The organism is Sorangium sp. So ce321 (assembly GCF_051530195.1).
Classification (GTDB): domain Bacteria; phylum Myxococcota_A; class Polyangia; order Polyangiales; family Polyangiaceae; genus Sorangium.
Genome location: NZ_CP150329.1, coordinates 2849452 through 2870884 on the forward strand (window position 1 = coordinate 2849452; position 21433 = coordinate 2870884).

Here is a 21433-nt window from a genome sequence, read left to right on the forward strand (position 1 = left end):
ATAGGCCGCCGAGCGATGCCGAGCTCCGCGCAACGCCTCCTCCCCGCGCAGGTCCACCTCCCCTCCGGCAGCGTGGTGCGCCTGTCGGATGCCGCCGCCCGCGCCCACGCGCCGGCCGTCTTCGGGGCTGCCGAAGGCCGCGGCGGCGACGGGCACGCCGTGGTCGGCAGGTGCGCCCGCGACGTGCAGGTCCTCGCGGGCCCGTCGGTCCTGGCGGATGCGCGCGGCGCGCCGCTGGATCCGCTCGGCCTCCCGCTCCCCGACGCCCATGTCCTGCGCGCGCTCCTCGCGTTCGCAGGCGTCGTCCCGGAGGAGCCTGGCACATACACATGCGAGAACTGCGGCGCCCCGTTCGAGGTGGCCCCGTCGAGCCTGCTGGAGATCGGCCCGTTCACCGACGGCGAGCTCGACGATCCCGAGCTCGATCGCCCGTTCGACTTCCACGCCTCGCACCCGATCCCTGCGCTGCGCGTGGGCCGCGCCGTCTGTCGCGGCGTGCGGCTCGTGGAGCGGACCGTCGACGAGGCGCTGCCGCTGCTCCGCCTGCCCGCCGCCGGCGCGCTCCGGATCACGCCGTCGCTGGTAGCGGCCATGGGGATCGCGGCGCTGGGCCGGGAGCGGCGCGCCCCGGTGATCGCCGACGCGCTCGCCAGGGCGCCAGACGAGGCGTGGGCGGCGATCGTCGACCTCTACCACGAGGCGCGTTACCCCGCGCGGCTCGTCGCGGTCCACCGCTGTCAGGGCTGCGGCGCCCGCAACGACCTCGACGTGCCTCTCGAGCGAGAGCTCGAGCGCGCGCCGCTCCGAGCTCACGGAGCCGACCCGGACGGTCCCGCGGCGCCGGGGGCCACGGCGGGCGCCGGGGGCGCCTTTCCGGATCTCGACGCTTTCGAGGCGCGCGTCCGCGCGGCGGCCGAGCGCGTCTACGAGGCGCGCGGCGTGCGGAACATCGACCTCTTCATCGACGCGGGGGTGCCGGCCTGCGACGACGGAGGCGAGCCGCTGCTCGGCTGCTACACGCCCGGGACGCCCGCGGACGAGCTCGGGATCGCCCGTCCCCCGGAGATCCGGATCTTCTATCGGACGTTTCGAACGGAGGCCCGCGAAGATCCCGGGTTCGACGTCGACGCGGAGATCGTCGAGACCATCGATCACGAGGTGACCCACCACCTGCACCACCTCGCCGGGAGCGATCCGCTCGACGACGAGGAGCACGAGCACATCGAGCGCGAGCAGCGGCGCCGGATCGGGCACGCCGAAGCCTTGCGGCGCGCGCGGCGCGGCGCCCTGTCGGATCTCGGCGGCTTCGTTCGGGCAACGTGGCCGGCCTGGTTGATCGCGGCCGTCGCGACAGCGCTCGCGTGGTGTGAGGGCGGACGCTGAGGTCCGGCGCCGCGAGGCGCGAGCGCGACCGTGCGGCCGCCGCTTTCTTCGAAGCCGGAGGATGAGCTGTCTATACTGCGTCGACAGCCAGAAGATGTGCCGGGGAATACCGGCTCCTCGAGCGCCGCTGTGCTCCTGCCGAGGATCGTGAAGACGAAGAGCTCGCCGGCCACCACGGCCGGGTCCACCAAGGCGCCACGTCCAGCCAAGCGGGGCGGTGATGCGCAGAACCGCCGGGGAAGTCCGGATGCGGTCGAGAAGCGCCGGGCCGCGCGTCGGTTCAACGAGCTGCTCCTGGGCGGCGGGGGCCGCGCCGGCGACGGACGTACCGAGCGCCGCCGCCGGCGCCTGCTCACGGAGCTGGCCGAAGGCGTCGCGCGGCGCGGCAAGCGAGCGCTCAAGCCGATCGACGTGCTGTCGCGCGTCGAGGAGCTCCTCGAGCTGGGCGAGCCGCTCGCCTCGATCCGTAAGGCGTACCCACCCCCGCCTCCAGTCGAGGTGACCGCCGAGCTCGTGGAGGGCCTGAGGCACCTCCACCGCGCCTACGGCTTCTCCGCGGACGTATACCGCTTCGTCGGGCTCGACGCGCACGCGCTGCGGAAGGCGGGGGTGCTGCGGGGCGGCGAGCGAGGGGACCAGGGCGGCGCTTCTGCCGAGGCCGCGCGCCGCGGCGCGGCTTGACCTTGCCTGCCGGCGCGGGGATAACCCGCTCCGATGCGCGCGAGAACGGTGAAGCTCCTCATCGCCGCTGCCACGACGGTGGTCGTGTGCGCGGCGTCGGCCGGCCTGTCGCTCCGCGCTGAGGCCCAGCCGGCGGCCGCGGCCGCTGCGGACGCGGTGGTGGCGCGCGTCGGCGACAAGGTCATCACGGCATCGGAGGTCGGGCGCAGGATCGCGCAGATCCCGCCGTTTCAGCTCCAGAGCTTCGGCCGCACGCCGGAGGAGATCCGGAAGAACTTCGTGAGCCAGGTCCTCGTGCGCGAGCTGCTCCTCGCCCAGGGGGCGGCCGCGCAGAAGCTCACCGAGCGCGCCGACGTGCAGGATCGCATCCGCGGCGTCCTGCGCGCCGCGCTGCTGCAGAGGACCCAGGCGGAGGCGGTGGCGAGCTCCCCGGTGACGGACGACGAGGTCCGCGCTTACTACGAGGCGAACCGGGACAAGTTCAGCGCGCCGCCCATGGTGGCGCTCTGGCGCATCCTCGTGGCCACGCGCGAGGAGGCCGAGGCGATCCTGGCCGAGCTCAAGAAGGACCCGTCGCCCCAGCGCTTCAAGGACATCGCGCGCGAGAGATCGCTCGACAAGGCGACCAGCATGCGCGGCGGCGATCTCGGCTTCGTGGCGCCCGACGGCACGACGGCCGAGCCGGGGCTGAAGATCGCTCCGGGGCTCATGGAGGCTGCCGCCCGCGTGAAGGACGCGGAGCTCGTGCCCGAGCCGGTGCCGGAGGGCGACCGCTTCGCCGTGCTGTGGCGGCGGCAGAGCCGGAGGCCCGTGAGCCGCTCGCTGGAGCAGGAGGCCGCGTCCATCCGCCAGATCCTCGCGCACGGCAAGGCAGAGGCGCAGGTGAAGCAGCTCCTCGAGCGCCTGCGGGCGCAGGACGTATCGGGTCATGCGCCCGAGCTCGTCGACCTCATCGACATCACCTCGACGGGCGATCTCCAGCCCCTGAGGCGCCCGGGCACCCTCGCGAGCAGCCGTCGCCCGGGCGCGCCCCCGCCTTCGCCCGTGCCGCGCCAGGACATGCGCTGAGGCCGGCGCCCGCCGGCTCTGACGCGGTCAGGTCGCCGCTGCCCATCGACGGTCGCGGCGTCAGGCGCGACGTCAGCTGAGCGCGACGACGAGCGCGACGGCGGCGAAGCCGGAGGCGATGGTGACCGCGAGCGCGGCGATGCTTCCAGCGCGGCGAGCGCGCTCGGCCGCGTCGGGGGAGAGGGCGTAGACGCCGAGGAGCAGCGCCGTGGAGGCCCTGCCCGGTACCCGGAGCGACGCCGACACGATCTGCTCGGCGCCCTTGATGCCGCCCGTGATGAGCATGACCAGCGCGCCGAGCGGGCCGGCCATGAGATCCCAGCCGCATGCGTAGAGGCCGAAGCGGAGCGCGCGCCGGCGCTCCGGCCGCGCGCCCTGGCGGCGTGCGCCGAGCTCGAGGGCGGCCCCGTGCACCGCGTGCGCGAGCACCATCCACACGGTGAGCGCTGGAATGCCGATCGCGAGCCACTGGAGGGCGCTCGCGCGCGCGACCGGGTTCCGGGCGAGCTCCAGCGTCAGGCTCGGCAGCGCGAGCGCGATGAACGGCAGGAGGGCGACGACCATCGAGAGGATCGCGAGCGTCTCCGCCAGCAGGGCGAACCGCATGGCCGCCGGGAGCGCGCCGTCGGGTATGGTCGCGAAGAATGTCTCGGCCCCCAGCGTGGTGGCCTTCGAGGTGGCCCAGAGCCGCGACCAGACGCCGCCGAACGGGCGCTCCCACGGGATGATCGCGACGACCCCCGACCCCTCGTCGCTCGCCGCGGCGCACCCGGCGCAATCCGGCTGGCCGCAGCAAGCGCAGAGGACCGCTGCGGGAACGTCGAACGCCTCGTCATCCCGCACGAGCTCACGGCGTACGCTGGCAGATCTCCGGGCCATGGCGCACCTCCGAGCAGCGGACAAAGGCCACTCCTACCAAGGTTACGTCGCACCAGCGGGCCTGTCGACCCGAGATGCCCCTGAGCGCGCTCATCGTCCTCATCGCCCTGCCGTTCATCGTTGATCGTTCATCGTTCGTCGGTTCCTTCGGCGCGCAGCGCGTCCAGTGCGCAGCGCGCTGGCGTCCCGCGCGCTGGACGCGGTGCTTCGTCCTCGCGGATCGTGGATCGTCGCCGCCCGTGGATCAGATCGCTGCGCGACGCCGGAGGACGGCCATCGGCCGACGGAGACGGCGCGATCAGTGCAGCACCTCGTCTCCCCGCCGCTGCTGTCCCGTGGGCAGGTCGTCGACCTTGCCTCCGAAGAACGCAGCGGCGATCAACGCGAGGAGCGCGATCGCCCCGGTCGCGTAGAGCCCGTAGCCCCACGTGAAGCGGACCGGACGGAGCAGCGAGCTTGCCGGCGTGAACAGCAGGCGCATCGCGACGGTGGTGAGGGCGACCGCGGCGAGGAACGCGACGGCCACGCGGGCGCCGCGCATCGTGTGGATGGATCGCCGCGTCAGCACGAGCGGGATCATCACGAAGAACGCGACCGCGGGGGCCCACGTCCACCCGAGCCTGCGCGCGAGCCCGAAGCCGCTGAGATCGCGGAGCTCGGGCGCCGTCTCGTGGACCCAGGGCGCGAAGAACGCCGCGAGCCCGAGGACCGCGAGCGCGAGCAAAGGCCCCCTGCCGCGACCGGCGTAGGTCCACGGGAGCGGCTCCATGTGCGGCGGGAGCGGCTCGTCAGGCTCCTCGAGGAGCGCGTCGTACGAGGGAGGCAGCTTCGAGAGCGCCTCCAGCCGGAGGCCGCAGGCGGGGCACGTATGTGCCTCCTTCGCCTCGAACATCTCCCGGCAAAAAGGGCAGGCGGTGAGCCCGGTCATCGCGGCGGGAGGATAGCGCACGGCGGACGGGCGCGCGGCGAGCGGCGCGCGCCGTCGGGAGCCTCATTCCGGGGTTCCACCGGGGCGGGGCTTAGCTCATAGTTGCTCCCCATGGGCAAGCGTGATCGGCTCCCGGACGACGAGATCGCCGGGTTCATCGCTGCTCACCCCGGCTGGGTGCGAGCGGGCGAGCGGATTGAGCGGAGCTATTCTTTTCCAGATTACGGGACCTGTGTGGGCTTCGTGATGCGGGTCGCCCTCCTGGCCGAGCGGCGCGATCACCACCCGGACATCGCGCTGTCGTGGGGCAAGGTGCGCGTCGCGTGGTCCACGCATGACGCCGGCGGCCTGACCGCGCTTGACCTCGAGCTGGCCGGGCTGACCGACCGCCTCAACGCAGGCTGACCCCGCGCCGTGGGCAAGGTCCTGACAATGCTCCCGAGCGAGCTGCTGCAGCGTCTGGATCTGGGGCTGGAGGGGGACCTGCCGCACCTCGAGGAGGCGCTGACACACCCGAGCTTCTCGAACGAGCAGCGAGGCGGCCGGCGTGTCGACAACCAGCGCCTCGAGTTCCTGGGGGACGCGGTGCTCGGCCTGTGCGTGACGGAGCTCCTCATGGAGCGCTTTCCGGGGGCGCGCGAGGGGGAACTCTCGATGATGCGCTCGGCGCTGGTCAACACGGACGCGCTCGCGGCGTGGGCGCGAGGGGTCGAGCTCGGCGCGGCGCTCCGGGTCGGGCGCGGCGCGGAGGTCGCCGGGGAGCGCGATCAGACGAACGTGCTCGCCGACGCCACCGAGGCGCTCGTCGCCGCCCTGTACCTGGATCGCGGCTTCGAGAGCGCGCGAGCGCTGAGCCGGAAGATCGTCGCGAGCCCGCTCGCCCAGCTCGCGAGCGGCAGCATGCTCGGGCGCGACGCGAAGAGCGAGCTGCAGGAGCGCGTGCAGGCGCGCGGCGCGGCCTCGCCGCGCTACCGGCTGATGGGCACGGAGGGCCCGGACCATGACCGCGCGTTCCTCGTCGCCGTCGAGGTCGATGGCAAGGTCATCGGCACCGGCCGGGGCCGATCGAAGAAGCTCGCGGAGCAGGCGGCCGCGCGCGCCGCGCTCGTGGCGTGCGCGGCGCCGGAGCCCGCGACCGCATCCGATGAACGGGCGGCCGCCGAGCCCCTCGAAGGCGCGCCCGAAAGCAGAGGCGCCCCGCCGGCCGGCGGGGCATCCTCCCAGCGACCCGTGAACGACCGAGGACCCAGTCGATGATCCGTCACCTGTTGATTGCCTTCACCTTCGCGCTCTGCTCGCTCTTCGTCGCGCTGCCCGCCTGGGCCGGGAGCTACCTGGACAGGGCGAGCTTGCTCCTCGACGAGGCGCGCAGGGAAGGCGACATGCTCCTGCCGCGGACGCACGACAAGGAGCTCATCATGGTGGTGCACGCGCTCGCCGAGGCGCGCGCCAAGGTGGCGAGCAAGATGGAGTGCCCTGCCTCCGTCACCAAGGCGCACCCGCACCTCCTGCTCGTGCTCGAGAACAGCGAGCGCGCCGCCGACGCCGCCGCGCAGGGCAACTTCAAGAAGTTCATGGAGCACCTCACCGTGGCCCGGAACGAGGACCGCGCGTTCCGCGCCCTCCTCGCCGAGCTCGGCTACGCGCTGCCCGATCTGAGCTCGAAGCGCTGAGGCGACCGGCGAGGCCGCGAAGGCCTCCGGTGCGCGCCGGTCGATGCGGGCCAGCGCCGGAGGCGCGTGCCGCGCGCCCCGGCGCTCCCCGCCTCAGAACACGGCGCCGAGATCGATCGCGAGGGTCCACTGGGACCCCATCCCGGCGAACTTGTTCTCGCCGTTGATCTGGTTGTCCGCGTCCTGGTTCGCCTCCTCGGGGCTCACGACGTCGGTGATGAAGTGCGCGCCGAGCTTGACCATCTGGAACCGCAGCTGCGCGCCGAAGTGGAGCCGGTGGCGCGTCATCCGCACGGCGTCGAACACGACGGTGTTGTTGAAGTCGGCCTGGGAGCCGCCCGAGCACACCGGCTGGCCGTCGTGGGGGAGCGTCTCGCCGCTCTGTCCCTCCACGGGGTTCGCCGGCGAGTTCAACCCGCGGAAATTGCAGTAGCTCACGGCATCGGTGTTCGGGGTGAGATCGATCAGCCCCGAGTCGCCGAAGATCCGGAGCCACTGGTACCCGGCGTAGGGGGTGACGACCACCGTGCCGCCGATCGGCAGAGGCTTCGAGATCTGCGCGTCGAAGCCGGCGACCGTCAGCTGGAACTCCTCGGTGCCGGTGACCGTCCGGACGCTGCCGCCGACGGCCACCTCCGGGAAGATCGCGGGGATCCCTCTGCGGAACCCCTCGAACAGCGCCCAGCGCACGTCGGCGCCCCCGCTGACGAGGTTGGTGTTGGCGAGGAACCCGACGGCGCCGGTGAGCTCGAACCCGAACGGGAAGCCCTTGCGCACCTTGAGCGAGTAGTGCTGCAGGAAGGAGTCCGGGGTCCGGTTCTCGATGGAGAAGTCCCCGGTCGTTGGATCTTGCGGACCCTGCGTGCCGCGCTGCCAGTAGTCCGCGTCGCTGTCAATCTTCGTGTAGTCGGCCTCGATGCCGATCTCGAACCCGCCGTATCCCGTGGTCCGCGCCGAGTGCATCGCCGACGGCGCGACCGCGAAGCCGTACTGCGCGATGAGCTTCGCGAACGCAGCGTCGTCGGTCTGGCAGCGCTGATAGCGCGACGCGGGGTTGTAATAGAGACCGTTCTCCGGCCCGGTGATGCGGCAGGGCACGGCGCCGGCGATCGAGGCCGGGTCGCGCACGAGGCGCGCGAGCGCCGGATCCATGGTGTCGGCGGCCGCCAGCGAGGACGAGGCCACCCCTGCGAGGGCAATTGCCGAGGCGATCCAGCACGATGCGCGCATTCAGTGTCTCCGAGGCGGGAGGCTACGTGTCCGCTCGTACAGCCGTCAAGCGGGCAGAGGCGCCTCCGCCGGTTCCGATCACGTTTTGCGCGCTCCGCGTGGGCCGGCTGCCCGACGAGGCGGCGGTGCGCTGGCCATCAGCCAGGCCGCGCGGACGATCCCCCCGCTCGGGGGTTGCAGCGCCGGGCGCGTCGCGGAAAGAGGGGGCGTGCTCAAAGACGGTCGCCCCCGGCTCCGCGCGGCCCCGCTCGATCCGCCGTTCCGGATCGTGCTGGTGGAGCCCGAGATCCCGCAGAATACAGGCAACATCGCGCGGCTCGCGGCGGCGACGCAGAGCCCCTTGCACCTGCTCGGGAGGCTGGGGTTCCGCATCGACGAGCGGAGCGTCCGCCGGGCGGGGCTCGACTACTGGCACCTGGTGACGCTCGAGCAGCACCTCGACATCGCCCACTTCCGCCACCGGCACCCGAACGCGCGGCTGCGTCTGTTCAGCGCAGTGGCGTCGCGGAGCTACCTCGACGCGGACTTCCGGCCGGGCGACGCCCTGGTCTTCGGCAAGGAGAGCGTCGGCCTCGACCCCGACCTCCTCGCCCGCATGCCGGACGACGTCTTCGGCATCCCCACGCTGGGTCCCGTGCGCTCCCTCAACCTCGCCAACGCGGTGTCCATCGTCCTGTACGAGGCGCTCCGCCAGGTGGGCGCGCTCTCGGGTGCAGCGCCGGCGTGACCGCGCGATGCCCCGCGGCATCCGGCGGAGGAGGAGGCCGCGCGCTGTGGACGCCGGCGAGGGCTCGTTCTAAGGGACGGAGGCATGGCCACGCACCGGCATCGCGCGCGACACGGCGGACCCGCGGCCGCGCGCCCGGCCTGGGCCGGCGTGGCGCTCGCGCTCTCGCTCGCGGCGCTCGCGTCGGTCGGATGCAGCCGGCGCCCTCCGAGCGGCACGCCCGACGGCGCCGTCAAGGAGCTCGTCGCGCGCCTGCGCCAGCTGCACGGCGATCCGGCCGACGCCAAGGTCGCCTTCGAGCTCCTGTCCCGGCGCGCGCGGGACAACCTGGCGTCGCGCGCGCAGCGCTACAGCGCCGCGACCGGCAAGGCGATCGCCCCGGAGGCGATGATCACGCCGTCCCGTTTCCTCCTGCGCTTCGAGCCGCAGCGCTACGTCGCCCAGATCGCCGGCGCGCACGCCCTGGTGGATGTCGCCGGCCTGCTCCCGGGGGAGCGCGTCCAGGTCCCCTGCGTGTACGAGGATGCCGGGTGGCGTGTCGATCTGGCGTTGCCCCCGCTCCCTCCCGTGCAGAAGCGGCCGGGCAGCGAGCTCTGAACGAGCCTGGCCACGGCGGCGCTGGCCAAGCCCTCGGAGCCGCGGACCCCGGGCTGGGTCTCGGAAGCTCGGACCCACAAAAGCCCGGAGGCCGGCGGTGCCGGCCTCCATCGGCAGCGGCCTCAGGGGCCGCTAACCATGAGGTAACGCCTCAGTTGGCGAGAAAGATCGCCTCGATCTCGGTCTTCACCTGCTCTTCCGTCTGGCCCCGGGCGATCGCGATCTCCTTGACGATCAGCGTCCGGGCGGTGTCAAGCATGCGGCGCTCACCGAACGAGAGTTGCTTGTCCGTCTTCAAGCGATACAGATCGCGGAGCACCTCCGCGACGTCGTAAATCGAGCCCGTCTTGATCTTGTCCATGAACCCGCGGTAACGGCGGTTCCACGTCTGGTTGTCGAACGCGATGGTGCGCTCGCGGAGAATATCAAAGATTTCCCTGATTTCCTGTTCAGAGATGACCTGGCGAAGGCCGACCGCGCTCGCGTTGCTGACTGGAACCATGATCTTTCGATCCGTGTCCAAGATGCGGAGAACGTAGAATCGCTGACGGTTGCCAGCGATGTCCTTCTCCTCGATGTTGACCACCTCGGCCACGCCCTGGGCCGGGTAGACGGCTTTGTCGCCCACCTTGAACTGGATCTCCGAACGAGCCTGCATATCGTCTCCTTTGCCTTCCACCCCGCCGTCTCTTTATTTTTTCGTCTGCTTCCCGAAATCCTCTCCGGGAAGCGTACGTTGAACATGCGGTTGAACCTGGACCCGCAGAACCGACACACACCGTCGCGCATTCCGAGAAAAGAGCCATGAGCCGCAACTCGAGACCGCTGTGCGGGAAGAGGCGCGAGCACCACCACCATGACCCGCGAGGGGTCGGTGCTCGGGCGTGCACAGTGGAATCTTGAGCAGCAGCGGTAGAAGCGGACGGTTCCGGGCGGAAGGGATTGAGGTTGGGGGAACGGCCCTCTCGAAAAAGGGCCGGTTTGCGCCAGGCGCGCGCACTCTAGTGAGCCCGCCCAGATACGTCAACGAAAATCCCCGAGGTTGACCCATGCTCGCGTGATCATTCTGCTTTTTTCTCAGGATCGGGCGGGGTCACAGTGTGTACCAGTGGAGGCATCAGCGTAGATGCACGCCGGCCCACCCGCCTAGCTTAGGGCAGAGCAGGCCTCTCCGGGAGAGGTGGCGGACCTGACCTGGGTGGGATGATGTAAAAATATGACGGACACAACGGCACGGTAGCCGTTCTGTCCGTCCCTGCTTCAACAGGCGCTCGGGGAGGGAGGGGGCTCAGGCGTCGCAGAGGCGCTCGGCCAGCCCCCAGCGCACGCCGCGGTCCGACGCGATGAGATCGACTTGCGCTCCGGCGAGCCGCGAGGCCCACGCGAGGATCTCCTCGATCAGCACGCTGCCCGCCACGATGACGTCGGCGCGCGCTGGATCCAGGGCTCGCAGCTGTCTGCGCGCGGCGAGCGGCAGGGACGCGAGCCGGGACGTGATCTCCACGACCTCTGCCCCGGATACGCGCGCCCCGTGAACGCGGGCGCCGTCGTAGGGGTCCACGTCGCGCACGAGCGCGGCGAGGGTCGTCACCGTCCCCGCGACGCCGACCAGGGTGGGCACGGCGGGCAGGGGCGCGACAGGCACCGTCGCCAGGGCGGCCCGGGCGTCCGCGCGGACGGCCTCGATCTCCGCGCCGACCGGTGGGTCCGCGCGGATGTGACGCTCGGTCAGCCGGACGCTCCCGACGTCGAGGCTCACCGCCTGCTCCACCGCGCCGCCGGCGCCGCCGACGATGATCTCCGTGCTGCCGCCGCCCACGTCGAACACGATCCTGGGACCGTGGGCCGGCAGGTCGAGCCCCGTCAGCGCCCCGGCGTACGTGAGCTCCGCCTCCTCCGGCCCGGAGATCACGCGCGGGGCGACGCCGATCAGCTCGCGGGCGCGGGCGATGAAGGCCTCGCCGCCGGCGGCGTCGCGCATCGCGCTGGTCCCGACGGCATCCACACGCTCGACCCCCCGAGACCTGATCTCCTCGCCGTAACGGGCGAGGCAGGCGAGCGTGCGCTCCACGGCCTCGGGGGCGAGCGCGCGGGACGCGTCGACCCCCTGGCCGAGCCGGGTGATCGTCGCGCGCTCGACGAGCGCGACGAGCTCACCGCCGCGGCGCTCGGCGATGAGCAGGAGGACCGAGTTCGTCCCGATGTCGATGGCCGCGACGCTCATGCTGGCAGGCCTTACTGGGTGAGCGTCTTCAGGTCGAGCATCTCCTCGACGTTCGGCAGCACCACGAGCTCGCAGCGCCGGTTGGCCTGCTTGTTCTCCGGGGTGTCGTTGGCCTTCACCGGGTCGGTATCCCCGTAGCCGGAGGCGCTCCACCGCTCGGGCTTGAGGCCGCCGCCCCCCTTGTCCTGGGGCTGGAGCAGGAAGGCGAGCACCTCGCGGGCGCGCATGACGCTGAGCCCCCAGTTGTCCTTGAACCGACCGCCGGCCAGCGGCGCGTTGTCCGTGTGCCCGGCGACCTGGAACGAGCGCGTCGACAGCCCGGCGTCGTTGCGGATGACCTCGGCCACCTTGAGCAGGATGTCCTGGCCTTCCTTCTTGAGCGTCTCCCGGCCCGAGTCGAAGAGGACGTCGCCGGGCAGCTGGATGACCATCCGGTTGTTGCGGACGGTCACGTTGAGCCCGAGCTTCGTCAGGGCCTGGAGCTTGTCGCGCAGGACCTCGAAGCGCTTCTTGATGTCCTCGAGCTGCTGGGCGCGGCGGCGGAAGTCCTCGAGCGCGCGGGCCTGCTGCTCGAGGTTCGCGTTCAGGTTGGAGATGTCCACGCCCGCTGCCTTGAGCTGGGACTTGAGCTGCTCGATCCGGGCCGCCGCCTCGTCGAGCTCGCTCCTGGCCTTCTTGTTCTGCGCCTGCTCGGCGCTCAGCTGGGTCTTCAGGCCCTCGATCTCGCGGACCTTCGCCTGCATCTCCTCCTCCGAGTAGCCGCATCCGAGCGCCCCCGAGCCGGCAAGGAGCGTTGCGCCCAGCAACAACCACGACGTCGAGCGACGAACCAACATACCTTTCCTCCTAGAGCGGCGCGGCGCTCGACCCATGAGGGGCGGCGGCCGCGCGGGCGGCGCGACCGTAGCGAGGCGAATGGCGCCGCACAAGGCTCTCTAGAGCCTGCGCAACGCTGGTGCTCCATGCGACCATGAGCTCTCCGGCGCTGTCCGCCGCGCCGTGCAGGCGCGCGATCGCCGGGAAGAAGCGCAGAGGGCCAAGACAGACATTCCGGAGGTTGTCAACGAAAATCTGGCGCCCGGTTCGGTCTGGTTCTTTCACCACGGCCTGATCCGGCGTTTACCCTCGCAACGCTTGCGGACCAGTTTGCCTGGAACACACGGGATACATCGGTTTAGGGCCTGCAAGATTTTCCTTGACCATCACCATGCGTGGCAATATACGTCGTGCAACATCTGTTGCCTCGGTTAGGAAATTGTAGTGGCGAGGACGTCGAGCGATGTCCGCCGGGCCGGGGCGAATGCAGGAGGATTTCCAATGGCTGCTAAGAAGACCGCGAAGAAGCCTGCGAAGAAGGTGACGAAGTCGGCCAAGAAGCCGGCCGCCGCGAAGGCCGGTAAGGTCGCGAAGAAGCCGGCGCGGAAGGCAGCGAAGAAGGCCGCCCCGAAGCGCGCCGTCGCCAAGAAGACGCCGAAGCGCGCCGCCGCCAAGAAGCCCGCCGCCAAGAAGGCGGCTCCGAAGCGCAAGGCGAAGGCCGCCGGCAAGCGGGCGGCTGCGCCGAAGAAGGCGGCCGCTCCGCGCGGCGGGCGGGCCGCTGCCAAGCGCGCGCCGTCCAAGGGCGCGAGCACCCGCGGCGCGCGCAAGAGCACGCCGGCCCCGGCGCCCGCGAGCACCGGGCCGTCCGACGAGTCGGAATAAGGCGCAGAGGGCGCGCCTCGCGCCTCTCGACAGGTGAGGCGCCGCGCCCGGGCTCGCCGGCCGCGAAGAGACAATCTGTTCCACAGCATGCTCGAGGGTGAGCACGCCGCGGCTCCGGCGCGCTGGTCCAGGCCGATGACGCGCGCGGGTTGATGACGTCCCCGCGACGGCGCCGCCGCGCGAGGACCGCGGTGGCCGGCCCAGGCGCGCGGCTCACCGCGCTGGATCAACGCGACGCTGGACCGCCGCGCGACGCGCGTGCGCTCGCTCGGCGCAGCCGGACCTCGCGCGCTGCGAGCGGCGCTGGCGCCTGCCTTGCCCCCGCGATGGGGCTGCGGCGCGGCGCCGAGAGGGCCGGCGCCGCGCCCGGAAGGGCGCTCAGGTGCGCTCGCCGAGGTAGAGCCGGAGGGCGCGGGCGGCGCCCTTGCGATCGAACGGGACGCCGGCGAGGTCCTCGCGCTTCGAGATCTGCTCGAACAGCTTCATCAGGAACTCGAAGAACGCCTCGCACTCGCGGATGGCGGCGTCGAGCCGCTGGGGGTCGAGTAGATCGCTGTCCTCGAGCGCCGTCATCGCCGAGATGAACGCGTCGACGCGGGGATAGTCGCCCACGCGGAGCAGCGGGTAGCCCATCGCCCGGAAGTACGAGAGGAACTCGCGCACGAACGCGAAGCTCGCGATGCCCGTCCATCGATCGGGCGCTGGGCCGGTGGTGCGCGCCTTGCTGGCGAACGCGCGCGCTATCTGGGCGAACATCCAGACGTCGCGCCGGAGGCGATCGCTCGTCGCCCGCCGCGCCGCTTGGTCGTCGAAGACGCGGCCCTCCTCGAGCTTCGCGCCGAGCGACCGGCCGAGGAACAGGATCGCGTTCTGCAGCGCGGGGCGGAGGCCGTGCGAGACGGCGCGGAGGCGGACGCGGTACTCGGACTCGCTCACCAGCGCGTCGGCGGGCGGGAGGTCGTGCTCGAACGCGCGGCGCATCTCGAGCCGCAGGTTCGCGGCGAGGCCGGTCAGCGCGGCCTTCGTGGACAGGAGGCGGTGGCCCTCGGCGGCGAGCTCGTCGTGGCGCGCGACGATGTCGCTCGCGGGCACGCGCAGGAGATCGCGCTCGAAGCTGTCCGCGAGCAGCGCGCCCGCGCGGCGGCGGAGGTAGTTCGAGAGCGCGCGCGCGTCGCTGCGAAGGACCGCGAGCACCAGGTACGCGCGGCCGGCGACGCGGTGATCCGAGTGATCGAGCGCGATCGCGTCGAGCAGCCGGAGGTATCGGAGCATCCTGAAGAGCGCGAGGAACGTGAGCGCCACGAGGCGGTGCGCGTGCTCGCCGGGCACGCGGTGGATCAGCTCGAGCACCTGCGTCGAGGCGATGCGATCGAACTCCGGGCGAAACTCGAGCGCGTGGAGCGGGTTGAAGAACGTGCTCTGGGCGATCTCGCGCATCGCCGTCGCGAGGTGGGCGTAGAAGAGCCTGAAGCTGACCCGCGGCAGCCGGAGCAGGCCGCCGGCGACCTCGATGAGGTTCGTGAAGCCGTGCCGCAGCACGAACAGGCTCGACTCCGGCGACTCCTGCGCCATCGTCGCGTGGAGCAGGCGCGTGCGCGCGGTGTCCTCCGGGAGCACCGTCTCGAGGTAGCGCTGGAAGACCAGGGCGCGGTCGCGATCGCCGAGCATGGTGCGCGTCAGCTGAACGACGCGCGCCATGCCATCGCGGGCGTGCTGCAGGTGCTCGTGGAAGTCGTGGCTGACGATCGTCTGGCGACGCCCCGCGCCAGGGTGGTTCCGCGGGTTGGCGAAGCAGGCGACCCCCTTCAGGAGGATCTCGAGCTCGAAGAGCGTCTCTTCCTTCTTGTCCGCCGCGAGGCGCGCGAACCACGCCTCGCGGGCTTGCTGCTGCTCGCGCCGCAGGCCGCGCGTGTCGCGGAGCAGCTCGGCGTAGGCGTTGCGGCCGGGGTAGCCCGAGCCGCGCAGGATCCCCGAAGCGTCGCTCGACACAGACGTGCTCCTCGCCAGCGATGCGCTGCTAGTTGCGTCGCTTGAAATCGAACGGGTAGGTCAGCACGGTCTCCTTGCCGCTCGGCGAGCGCGCCCAGGTGATCGACCTCGCGAGCTCCTCCATGCAGGACTCCACCTGCGGCGCGGTCACGTCGCTCTTGTCGCGCACGATGGTGGCGTCCTCGAAGGTCCCGTCGGGCTTCAGCTTGAGCTGCCAGGTGATCCTGCCCTGCGCGCCCGGGTTCTTGCGCGCGTACAGGTCGAAGCAGCAGCGGAAGCCGTCGCGCCTCGCCTTGATCGCGTCGACGAGCGGCTGCAAGCGATCGCTCGAGCCTGCGTCGGCGGAGGTCATCGCGTTGTTCATCACGACCCCGCCGTCCGGCGGCTCGTTCGTGATCTCGGAGGCGATCGCCTTGCAGTCCTCGACCGTCTCCGGGGCCTTCTTGCGGCCCGCCGCCGGCTGCGCGGGGGTGGCGGCGCCCGGCGCGGCGGTGCCCTGATCGGCGGCGCCCGGCGCGGCGGCGGCGCTCGGCTGCGACTCGGTCGCGCCGGTCGGCTGCGACGCAGGCGGAGGCGGCGCGCCTGGCGATGCGCTCTCCGGCGGCGAAGGCGGCGTGGTGCCGCTCGAGCAGGCCGCGAACAGGGTCGCGGCGAGGAGGACTCCGGTGAACACGGCGCTGGCGGTGGCGCAAGGACGCATGGCGCGCATAGTAAACGGTTCGGCTGAGCGGAGGCGAGGCGCCTTGCGTTTTTCTCCCCCTCGTGACGACAATCCGAGCTCTCCTTGGGGCTGTCTTGAAGATCCCGCTGCTTTTCATGGCAGGCGCCGCCCTCGCGCCGGCAGGCTGCGATCCTGTGGCCGAGCCGCAGCTCTGCGGGGAGATCCCGGAGGGAGGGTGCCCGATCGGCCGGGGGGGGACCTGCGACGATCCCGTGTGCCGCGCCCTTCATGACTGCGTCCAGGGAGCATGGACGGCGGTCACGCGCTGCGATCGACCTGGAGAGCCCTCCTCCGATGCAGGCGCGGGCGGCGGTCCGGACGGCGGCTGCGAGGTGGTGACGCTCGATCACACCGGCGAGGCGTCGCGCTGCACGCCCGCGCTGCAGCAGCCGGACTGCCCGGCGGAGGCCGCCGAGACGTGCGCGGAGACCGCGTGCCGGACCGGCTGTATCGATTTCTTCCTCTGCACCGACGAGGGGTGGAGAGGCGTCGCGTACTGCGACGAGCAGGGGAAGCTCACCGTGGCGCCGTGAGCGCCCGCCTCGCCGACATCGGCTGCCGGCGGCCGGGCGCGGCGCCGCGGTGAGCCCGGCGCGGGGGCGTCAGCCAGCCTTGAGGAAGGGGCTCCACTCGTCGAACGGGTGCGGCAAGCCGAGCAGGATCTGCATGGTCGCCGACCATCGCGGCGGCAGCGGCTGCCGGATGAGCCGCATGCTGGCCTCGTCCGGCGTGCGCCAGCCCTTGCGGAGATTGCACGTGCGGCAGGCGGTCACGAGGTTCTCCCAGGAATCCTCGCCCCCGCGCGACCGAGGGAGCACGTGGTCGATGTTGAGATCACGGACGGGCGGGCGGCGCGCGCAGTACTGGCACTGGTGCGCGTCGCGGAGCATCACGTTCTTCCGCGTGAGCCGGATCGTCGGGCGCCGCATGCGGTCGTAGCGGCGGAGGTGCAGGACGCGCGGTACGCGGAGCGAGCCGCCGACCACCGAGAGACCATCGTCCTTCTCTCGCACCGGCAAGCTCCGCCAGGCTGAGAAATCGTGAAGGTCGCCAGCCTCATCGATGGCGAGGGCCGCGCCGCCGAAGAGCAGCAGGAAGGCGCGGCGCGCCGTCGTGATCTGCACAGGCTGAAAAAAGCGGTTGACCACGAGGACCGGGAGATCGAGCGGCTCGGCCTTGCGGTCGCGGCGGAACCCAGAAAACCCGTCGCCGAGATCGGGCTCCTCGTGAGGAGCGCCCCCCGGGACTGTCTCTACCCCGTTCGGCACGTCGACGAGTGTAGCAACGAAAGCTCCCTTGAACATCCGCTGCCGCGCGGCAGAAATCCTGCTGGCTGTCCGCTGCCGCTGTCGCTGCGCGCGGTCCCGGTCCGCGCGCGACGGGCCGCGCTCCCCTAGGGCCTCGCCTCAAACCCGGCCCCACTTCGTCGACGCCCGGCGCCGGCGCCCTGTCGCGCGGCCAGCGCGACACCGGGAGGCTGGCCCACGGGCGCGTGCGCGCCTCCCGAGCGCGCCGCCCGACGCCGCGCGGCGGAGCGCTTTCAGTCGGGCGCGGGTTTCGCTAAGACGCATGCATGCCGAGGGACGGTCGCCTCCGGGGTCGAGACGCCGTGGTGGGGAAGCAGGTCGGATGACGGAGCAGCGCGAAGGAGCCGAGCCAGAGCGGACGACCGGCGCAGAGCCGCCCGCCGGCTCGCCCTGGGACGAGCCGATCGAGCGCGCGCCGCTCGTGTTCCTCGATCTCGAGATGACGGGCCTCCGCCCCGAGAGCGACCGCGTGATCGAGGTCTGCGCCGAGCGGATGCGGGGGGACACCTGCGAGGACGCGATCACGGCGCTCGTTCGGCCCGAGCCTGGCGTGTTCGGCAACGCGCACGTGCACGGCATCGATCCGCGGGAGCTCGCGGGCGCGCGCACGTTCCCCGAGCTCTGCGATCGCATCGAGCAGGTGACGGAGGGCGCGGTGCTCGTCGCCCACGCGGCCGCGTGGGACGTCGCCTTCCTCGAGGCCGAGCTCGCGCGGGCGGGCCGGGCGAGGCGCGTCCCGTACTACCTCGACACGCTCGTCCTCTCGCGCCGGGCGTTCGCCCTGCCGAGCCACAGCCTCGCTTCGCTATGCCGGGAGCTCGGCGTGCAGCGCGAGCGCGCCCACCGCGCCGAGGACGACGTCCACGCCCTGCGCGCCGTGTTCCGCAAGATCGTGGAGGTCCTCGCGCCGCGCACGCCGCGCGACCTGTGGCACGTCCGGATCGGCGAGCGCCACGCTCGCCCGGCGCTGGTCGCCGCGGCCGTGCGCGCGGCGGAGCAGGCTGCCACCGTGCGCATGCGGTACCGGCCCGCGCGCCGGGGCCCGGAGGAGCTCGTGGTACGGATAACGGGGGTGCGAACGGACCTCGACCCACCCCGGGTTCTCGGCTATCTGCTCCCGTCGCGCAGCCGTCGCGAGCTACGGGCCGATCGCATCCTGGCGATCGAGCCGGTCTCGCCGGGAGAGCTCGACCCCGACGGCACAGCGCGAAGGGCCTGAGATCCACGTGCGAATCCACTCGAACCGAACCGCGCTGACGAGGAGCTCCCTTGCTGCTCGCCTCGGCAGCTTGCTCGCCGCGACACTCCTCGCTTCGTGCTCGACCATGATGGGCCCGGGCTCCGCCCGCCCTCCGGCGGCGGAGAAGTGGCTCGCCCGCGCTCGGCAGGAGTTCCAGTCCGCCGACCTCGACAACGCGCGCGACGCGGTCGCGAAGGCGCTGACGATTGTCCCCGCCGACACCGAGGCCCGCCTGCTGGCAGGGCGCATCGCGCTGGCGCGGCTCGACTACGGCGAGGCGCTGCGCCTCCTCAAGGGCGTCGCCGGGTCCGAGGCGGCAGGGCTCCGTGGGCGCGCGCTCTGGTACAAGGGCGACCTCGACGCGGCGGCCGATGAGCTCGAGGCGATGCTCGACGACCCCGATGTGGTCGACGACTGGGCGAAGTCGATCGCCAAGCTGGCGCGGCGCGGGGCGGGGCGCGTGCCGTTCACGATCTCGGGCGGGCTCCTGGCGGCGGTCGAGATGCCCCACGTCAGCCCGGCTGCGCCGTTCTTCGTCGTCCCGGTCGAGATCGACGGCGAGTCGGCGCTCGCGATGGTGTCGACCGGCACGGGCGAGGTGGTCCTCGACAGCAGCACGCGCAAGGAGCCGAGCTGGGTCTCCCTCCGGTTCGACAGGAAGCTCGAGATCAACGACGTGCCCGCGCTCACGCAGGACCTCTCGGGCATCTCGAAGCAGATGGGCGCGCCGATCAAGGCGCTGCTCGGTGTGAACCTGCTCCGTCACCTCAACGCGACGATCGACTACAGCGGCCGGCAGTTCGTGGTGCGCAGCTTCTCCCCGCCGGCGCCGCCCGACGCGACGCGCGTCGACCTCGCCTTCATCAAGGGCGGCGGCATGGTGCTGCGGAGCAGCGTGGGCCCCGACAAGACGGTGCAGGGCCCGATGCTCATCGACACGTCGATGACGTTCCCGATCGCGCTCGACAAGGAGGGCTGGAAGAAGGCCGGCTTCGATGCCGACGGGCTGAAGCGGGTCGAGCAGGATCCGGAGCAGAAGCTGAAGCAGGGCGTCGTGCCGATGCTGCGGCTCGGCACGCTGGAGATCCCGAAGGTCCCGGGCGTGTACGGAGCGCCGCTCCAGGCGGTCGAGAAGCAGCTCCAGCTGGATCTGGACGGCGTGATCGGCGCCGGGCTGCTCGCCTACTTCCGCATCACCTTCGGCGACGGCGGTCGGCTCATGTGGATCGAGGACGACGCGGCCATGAACAAGGTGCTCCAGGGCGGCGCGCCAGCGCCGGCCGACGAAGGGCAGGCGCCCGCCGCGCCTCCAGCCGGGAGCAGCCCCGCGCCCGGCGCGCCCGCTGCGCCCCAGGCGCCTGCACCCCAGGCGCCCGCGATCCAGGCGCCGCCCGCCCCCGCGCCGGCGCCGCCCGCGGCCGCTCCCCGAGCGACACCGTCCGCGGGCACGCCCAAGCGGACGCCGGACCGGTGAGCGCCATGTCCAAGGAACTGCTGGCCGTTTACGCAGGGAGCTTCGATCCGATCACGTTCGGTCACCTCGACCTGATCCAGCGGGCGTCGAAGCTGTTCGATCAGGTGATCATCGCCGTCGGCCGGCACCCGACGAAGCACCCGCTCTTCACCTACTCGGAGCGGCTGGAGCTGCTGCGCCAGACCACGAGCGAGGTGACGAACGCGCGGATCGACTCGTTCGAGGGGCTGCTCATCCAGTACTGCCAGCGCGTCGGCGCGCGCGTGATCGTCCGCGGTCTGCGCGCGGCGACCGACTTCGAATACGAGCTGCAGATCGCCCACGCGAACGCGGACATGCTCCCCGGCGTCGACACCGTCTTCCTGCCGACGCGCACCCACTACGGCTTCGTCTCCGCGTCGCTCGTCCGCGAGATCGCGAGCCACGGGGGCGACGTCAGCCACTACGCCCCTGCCGTCGTCTGCGACGCGCTCCGGTCGAAGTTCGCCGCCGCGAAGCCCTGAGCGCCCGCGCGCTCAGTAGGTCCCGAACGGGGTCGGCATCAGCAGCAGCACGAAGAAGAGCAGCGTCACGACCGCGATCGCCTTGCGCGCGGGCGACAGCTCGCCGGGCTCGGTGGGGGGGTGCTCCCGCCCGCCGATGCGCAGCATCACGTAGACCACGCCGAACCACGTGAGCCACGGCATCCCGTTCGCGACCGCGGCGCGGAGCGCCTCGGACAGGCCCTCGGCGATGAAGTGCCGCGTGAAGTAGGCGACGTTGCCGAGGAAGAGCGCGAGCATCAGGTAGTGCGCGGCGCGGCTGTAGCGGTCCTGCTGCTTGCCGAAGAGCGCATACGCGACGTGCCCTCCATCGAGCTGGCCGACCGGGAACAGGTTGAACGCCGTGATGAGCAGCCCGGCCCACCCCGCCATCGCGGTGGGGCCCAGGAAGACGTCATGGTTCTCCGGGATCGGGCCGACCGCGAGCCGCCTCAGCAGGAGATAGAGCAGGCTCCGCCCCTCCTGCAGCGCGGGGCCCGACGTCGCGTGCACCTCCGAGTACATCAGGCCGACGAAGAGGACCGGGAGCGCCACGGCGAGGCCCGCCAGCGGCCCGGAGGCGCCGATGTCGAGCAGCGCGTTGCGCGACTTGATCGTGCCCTTCATCGAGATCACCGCGCCCATCGTGCCGAGCGGGCTCACGACCGGGAGCGGGATGAAGTAGGGGAGCGACGCCTCGACGCCGTGCGCGCGCGCGGCGAAGTAGTGCCCGAACTCGTGCGCCAGCAAGATCGACAGGAACGGCACGGCGAACGGCCACGTCTGCGGCAGCGCCTTCACGAGGGAGATCACGCTGTCGTCCTCCGTCGTGATCGGGGCCCACAGCGTGCCAGCGACGAACACGGAGACGACCGTCAGGCAGAAGAGCGCGAGGTTCTTCTTCCAGCGGAGCGGCGCCGGCTGCGGCGCGGCCGCAGCGCGCGGCCCCGCGGCGCTCGTCGCCGCTGGCGCGAGCTCGGCCCCCAGGTCAAGCGTGCTCGGGGAGGAGAGTCGATCATCGGTCATGCGCCGCTAAGCGTGGCCGTCTCCTCGCCGCCGCTCAAGCCATCCGCGCGCTCTTGCGGTCCGGGCG

23 protein-coding genes are annotated in these 21433 nt (G+C 71.9%); 13 read left to right on the forward strand and 10 right to left on the reverse strand.

Translation table 11 applies throughout. The features are described from left to right. The first annotated feature begins 15 nt into the window (after positions 1-15). The 3 genes from WME89_RS11070 to WME89_RS11080 all read left to right on the forward strand — a co-directional run bounded on the left by WME89_RS11070 (position 16) and on the right by WME89_RS11080 (position 3132). Positions 16-1383 carry a metallopeptidase family protein gene (locus WME89_RS11070; RefSeq protein ID WP_438009171.1) on the forward strand — a complete coding sequence of 456 codons (1368 nt, stop codon included), beginning with the start codon at positions 16-18 and terminating at the stop codon, positions 1381-1383. 147 nt (positions 1384-1530) lie between these two features. After that, positions 1531-2064, forward strand: a complete 534-nt coding sequence (locus WME89_RS11075) for a hypothetical protein (protein WP_438009172.1) — start codon at positions 1531-1533, stop codon at positions 2062-2064. Positions 2065-2097: 33 nt separating this feature from the next. Continuing rightward, positions 2098-3132, forward strand: a complete 1035-nt coding sequence (locus WME89_RS11080) for a peptidyl-prolyl cis-trans isomerase (protein WP_438009173.1) — start codon at positions 2098-2100, stop codon at positions 3130-3132. Positions 3133-3204: 72 nt separating this feature from the next. Here the strand turns inward: WME89_RS11080 and WME89_RS11085 are convergent, their stop codons facing one another. After that, positions 3205-4011, reverse strand: a complete 807-nt coding sequence (locus WME89_RS11085; RefSeq protein WP_438009174.1) for a hypothetical protein — start codon at positions 4009-4011, stop codon at positions 3205-3207. A 298-nt stretch (positions 4012-4309) separates the two neighbouring features. Beyond that, positions 4310-4939, reverse strand: a complete 630-nt coding sequence (locus WME89_RS11090; RefSeq protein WP_438009175.1) for a hypothetical protein — start codon at positions 4937-4939, stop codon at positions 4310-4312. Between the two features lie 111 nt (positions 4940-5050). On the opposite strand from WME89_RS11090, the gene WME89_RS11095 reads away from it, so the two are divergent. From WME89_RS11095 to WME89_RS11105, 3 genes are read left to right on the forward strand one after another with little or no spacing between them, the layout of a single operon-like run. Next, a complete protein-coding gene (locus WME89_RS11095) occupies positions 5051-5344 on the forward strand; it encodes a 4a-hydroxytetrahydrobiopterin dehydratase (RefSeq protein WP_437309106.1) in 294 nt (97 codons plus the stop codon). Between the two features lie 27 nt (positions 5345-5371). Next, the gene (gene rnc, locus WME89_RS11100) at positions 5372-6196 is read left to right on the forward strand and encodes a ribonuclease III (RefSeq protein ID WP_438009176.1); all 825 of its coding nucleotides are present in this window, start codon (positions 5372-5374) and stop codon (positions 6194-6196) included. Continuing rightward, positions 6193-6612 (forward strand): hypothetical protein, encoded by a 420-nt coding sequence (locus WME89_RS11105; RefSeq protein WP_438009177.1) that lies wholly within the window; start codon positions 6193-6195, stop codon positions 6610-6612. Before rnc ends, WME89_RS11105 begins: the two co-directional genes overlap by 4 nt. Positions 6613-6705: 93 nt before the next feature. On the opposite strand, the gene WME89_RS11110 is transcribed toward WME89_RS11105, so the two are convergent. Then, entirely contained in the window at positions 6706-7842 is a 1137-nt protein-coding gene (locus WME89_RS11110; RefSeq protein WP_438009178.1) for a hypothetical protein, read from the reverse strand. A gap of 208 nt (positions 7843-8050) precedes the next feature. Here WME89_RS11110 and WME89_RS11115 point away from each other — a divergent pair, with 208 nt between their 5' ends. Both WME89_RS11115 and WME89_RS11120 read left to right on the forward strand, forming a co-directional pair. Next, entirely contained in the window at positions 8051-8569 is a 519-nt protein-coding gene (locus WME89_RS11115; protein WP_436626522.1) for a tRNA (cytidine(34)-2'-O)-methyltransferase, read from the forward strand. Between the two features lie 84 nt (positions 8570-8653). Continuing rightward, positions 8654-9166, forward strand: coding sequence for a hypothetical protein (locus WME89_RS11120; RefSeq protein ID WP_438009179.1), 513 nt, complete (start codon positions 8654-8656; stop codon positions 9164-9166). 151 nt (positions 9167-9317) lie between these two features. On the opposite strand, the gene WME89_RS11125 is transcribed toward WME89_RS11120, so the two are convergent. From WME89_RS11125 to WME89_RS11135, 3 genes are all read right to left on the reverse strand, one after another. Continuing rightward, a complete protein-coding gene (locus WME89_RS11125; protein WP_012234339.1) occupies positions 9318-9824 on the reverse strand; it encodes a CarD family transcriptional regulator in 507 nt (168 codons plus the stop codon). A 630-nt stretch (positions 9825-10454) separates the two neighbouring features. Further along, the gene (locus tag WME89_RS11130) at positions 10455-11390 is read right to left on the reverse strand and encodes a Ppx/GppA phosphatase family protein (protein ID WP_438009180.1); all 936 of its coding nucleotides are present in this window, start codon (positions 11388-11390) and stop codon (positions 10455-10457) included. A gap of 11 nt (positions 11391-11401) precedes the next feature. After that, complete coding sequence (locus WME89_RS11135) at positions 11402-12226, reverse strand: OmpA/MotB family protein (protein WP_061608688.1); 825 nt, start codon at positions 12224-12226, stop codon at positions 11402-11404. A gap of 481 nt (positions 12227-12707) precedes the next feature. Here WME89_RS11135 and WME89_RS11140 point away from each other — a divergent pair, with 481 nt between their 5' ends. Further along, entirely contained in the window at positions 12708-13088 is a 381-nt protein-coding gene (locus WME89_RS11140; RefSeq protein WP_438009181.1) for a histone H1, read from the forward strand. Positions 13089-13466: 378 nt separating this feature from the next. Here the strand turns inward: WME89_RS11140 and WME89_RS11145 are convergent, their stop codons facing one another. After that, complete coding sequence (locus WME89_RS11145) at positions 13467-15077, reverse strand: hypothetical protein (protein WP_438009182.1); 1611 nt, start codon at positions 15075-15077, stop codon at positions 13467-13469. A 28-nt stretch (positions 15078-15105) separates the two neighbouring features. Then, positions 15106-15777, reverse strand: coding sequence for an AgmX/PglI C-terminal domain-containing protein (locus WME89_RS11150; protein WP_438009183.1), 672 nt, complete (start codon positions 15775-15777; stop codon positions 15106-15108). A gap of 116 nt (positions 15778-15893) precedes the next feature. Here WME89_RS11150 and WME89_RS11155 point away from each other — a divergent pair, with 116 nt between their 5' ends. Continuing rightward, on the forward strand, positions 15894-16331 hold the full coding sequence (locus WME89_RS11155) for a hypothetical protein (RefSeq protein WP_438009184.1): 438 nt from the start codon (positions 15894-15896) through the stop codon (positions 16329-16331). A 69-nt stretch (positions 16332-16400) separates the two neighbouring features. On the opposite strand, the gene WME89_RS11160 is transcribed toward WME89_RS11155, so the two are convergent. Then, positions 16401-17066, reverse strand: coding sequence for an HNH endonuclease (locus WME89_RS11160; RefSeq protein WP_436626530.1), 666 nt, complete (start codon positions 17064-17066; stop codon positions 16401-16403). A 361-nt stretch (positions 17067-17427) separates the two neighbouring features. Between WME89_RS11160 and WME89_RS11165 the strand changes: the two genes are divergently transcribed. The 3 genes from WME89_RS11165 (at position 17428) to coaD (ending at position 20322) form a co-directional block, all read left to right on the forward strand. Then, positions 17428-18324 (forward strand): 3'-5' exonuclease, encoded by an 897-nt coding sequence (locus WME89_RS11165; protein WP_437652230.1) that lies wholly within the window; start codon positions 17428-17430, stop codon positions 18322-18324. A gap of 106 nt (positions 18325-18430) precedes the next feature. Then, entirely contained in the window at positions 18431-19819 is a 1389-nt protein-coding gene (locus WME89_RS11170) for a tetratricopeptide repeat protein (protein WP_438009185.1), read from the forward strand. A gap of 5 nt (positions 19820-19824) precedes the next feature. Next, on the forward strand, positions 19825-20322 hold the full coding sequence (gene coaD / locus WME89_RS11175) for a pantetheine-phosphate adenylyltransferase (RefSeq protein ID WP_436626533.1): 498 nt from the start codon (positions 19825-19827) through the stop codon (positions 20320-20322). A gap of 12 nt (positions 20323-20334) precedes the next feature. Here the strand turns inward: coaD and WME89_RS11180 are convergent, their stop codons facing one another. Further along, a complete protein-coding gene (locus WME89_RS11180; RefSeq protein ID WP_438009186.1) occupies positions 20335-21366 on the reverse strand; it encodes a site-2 protease family protein in 1032 nt (343 codons plus the stop codon). Between the last annotated feature and the right edge of the window lie 67 nt (positions 21367-21433).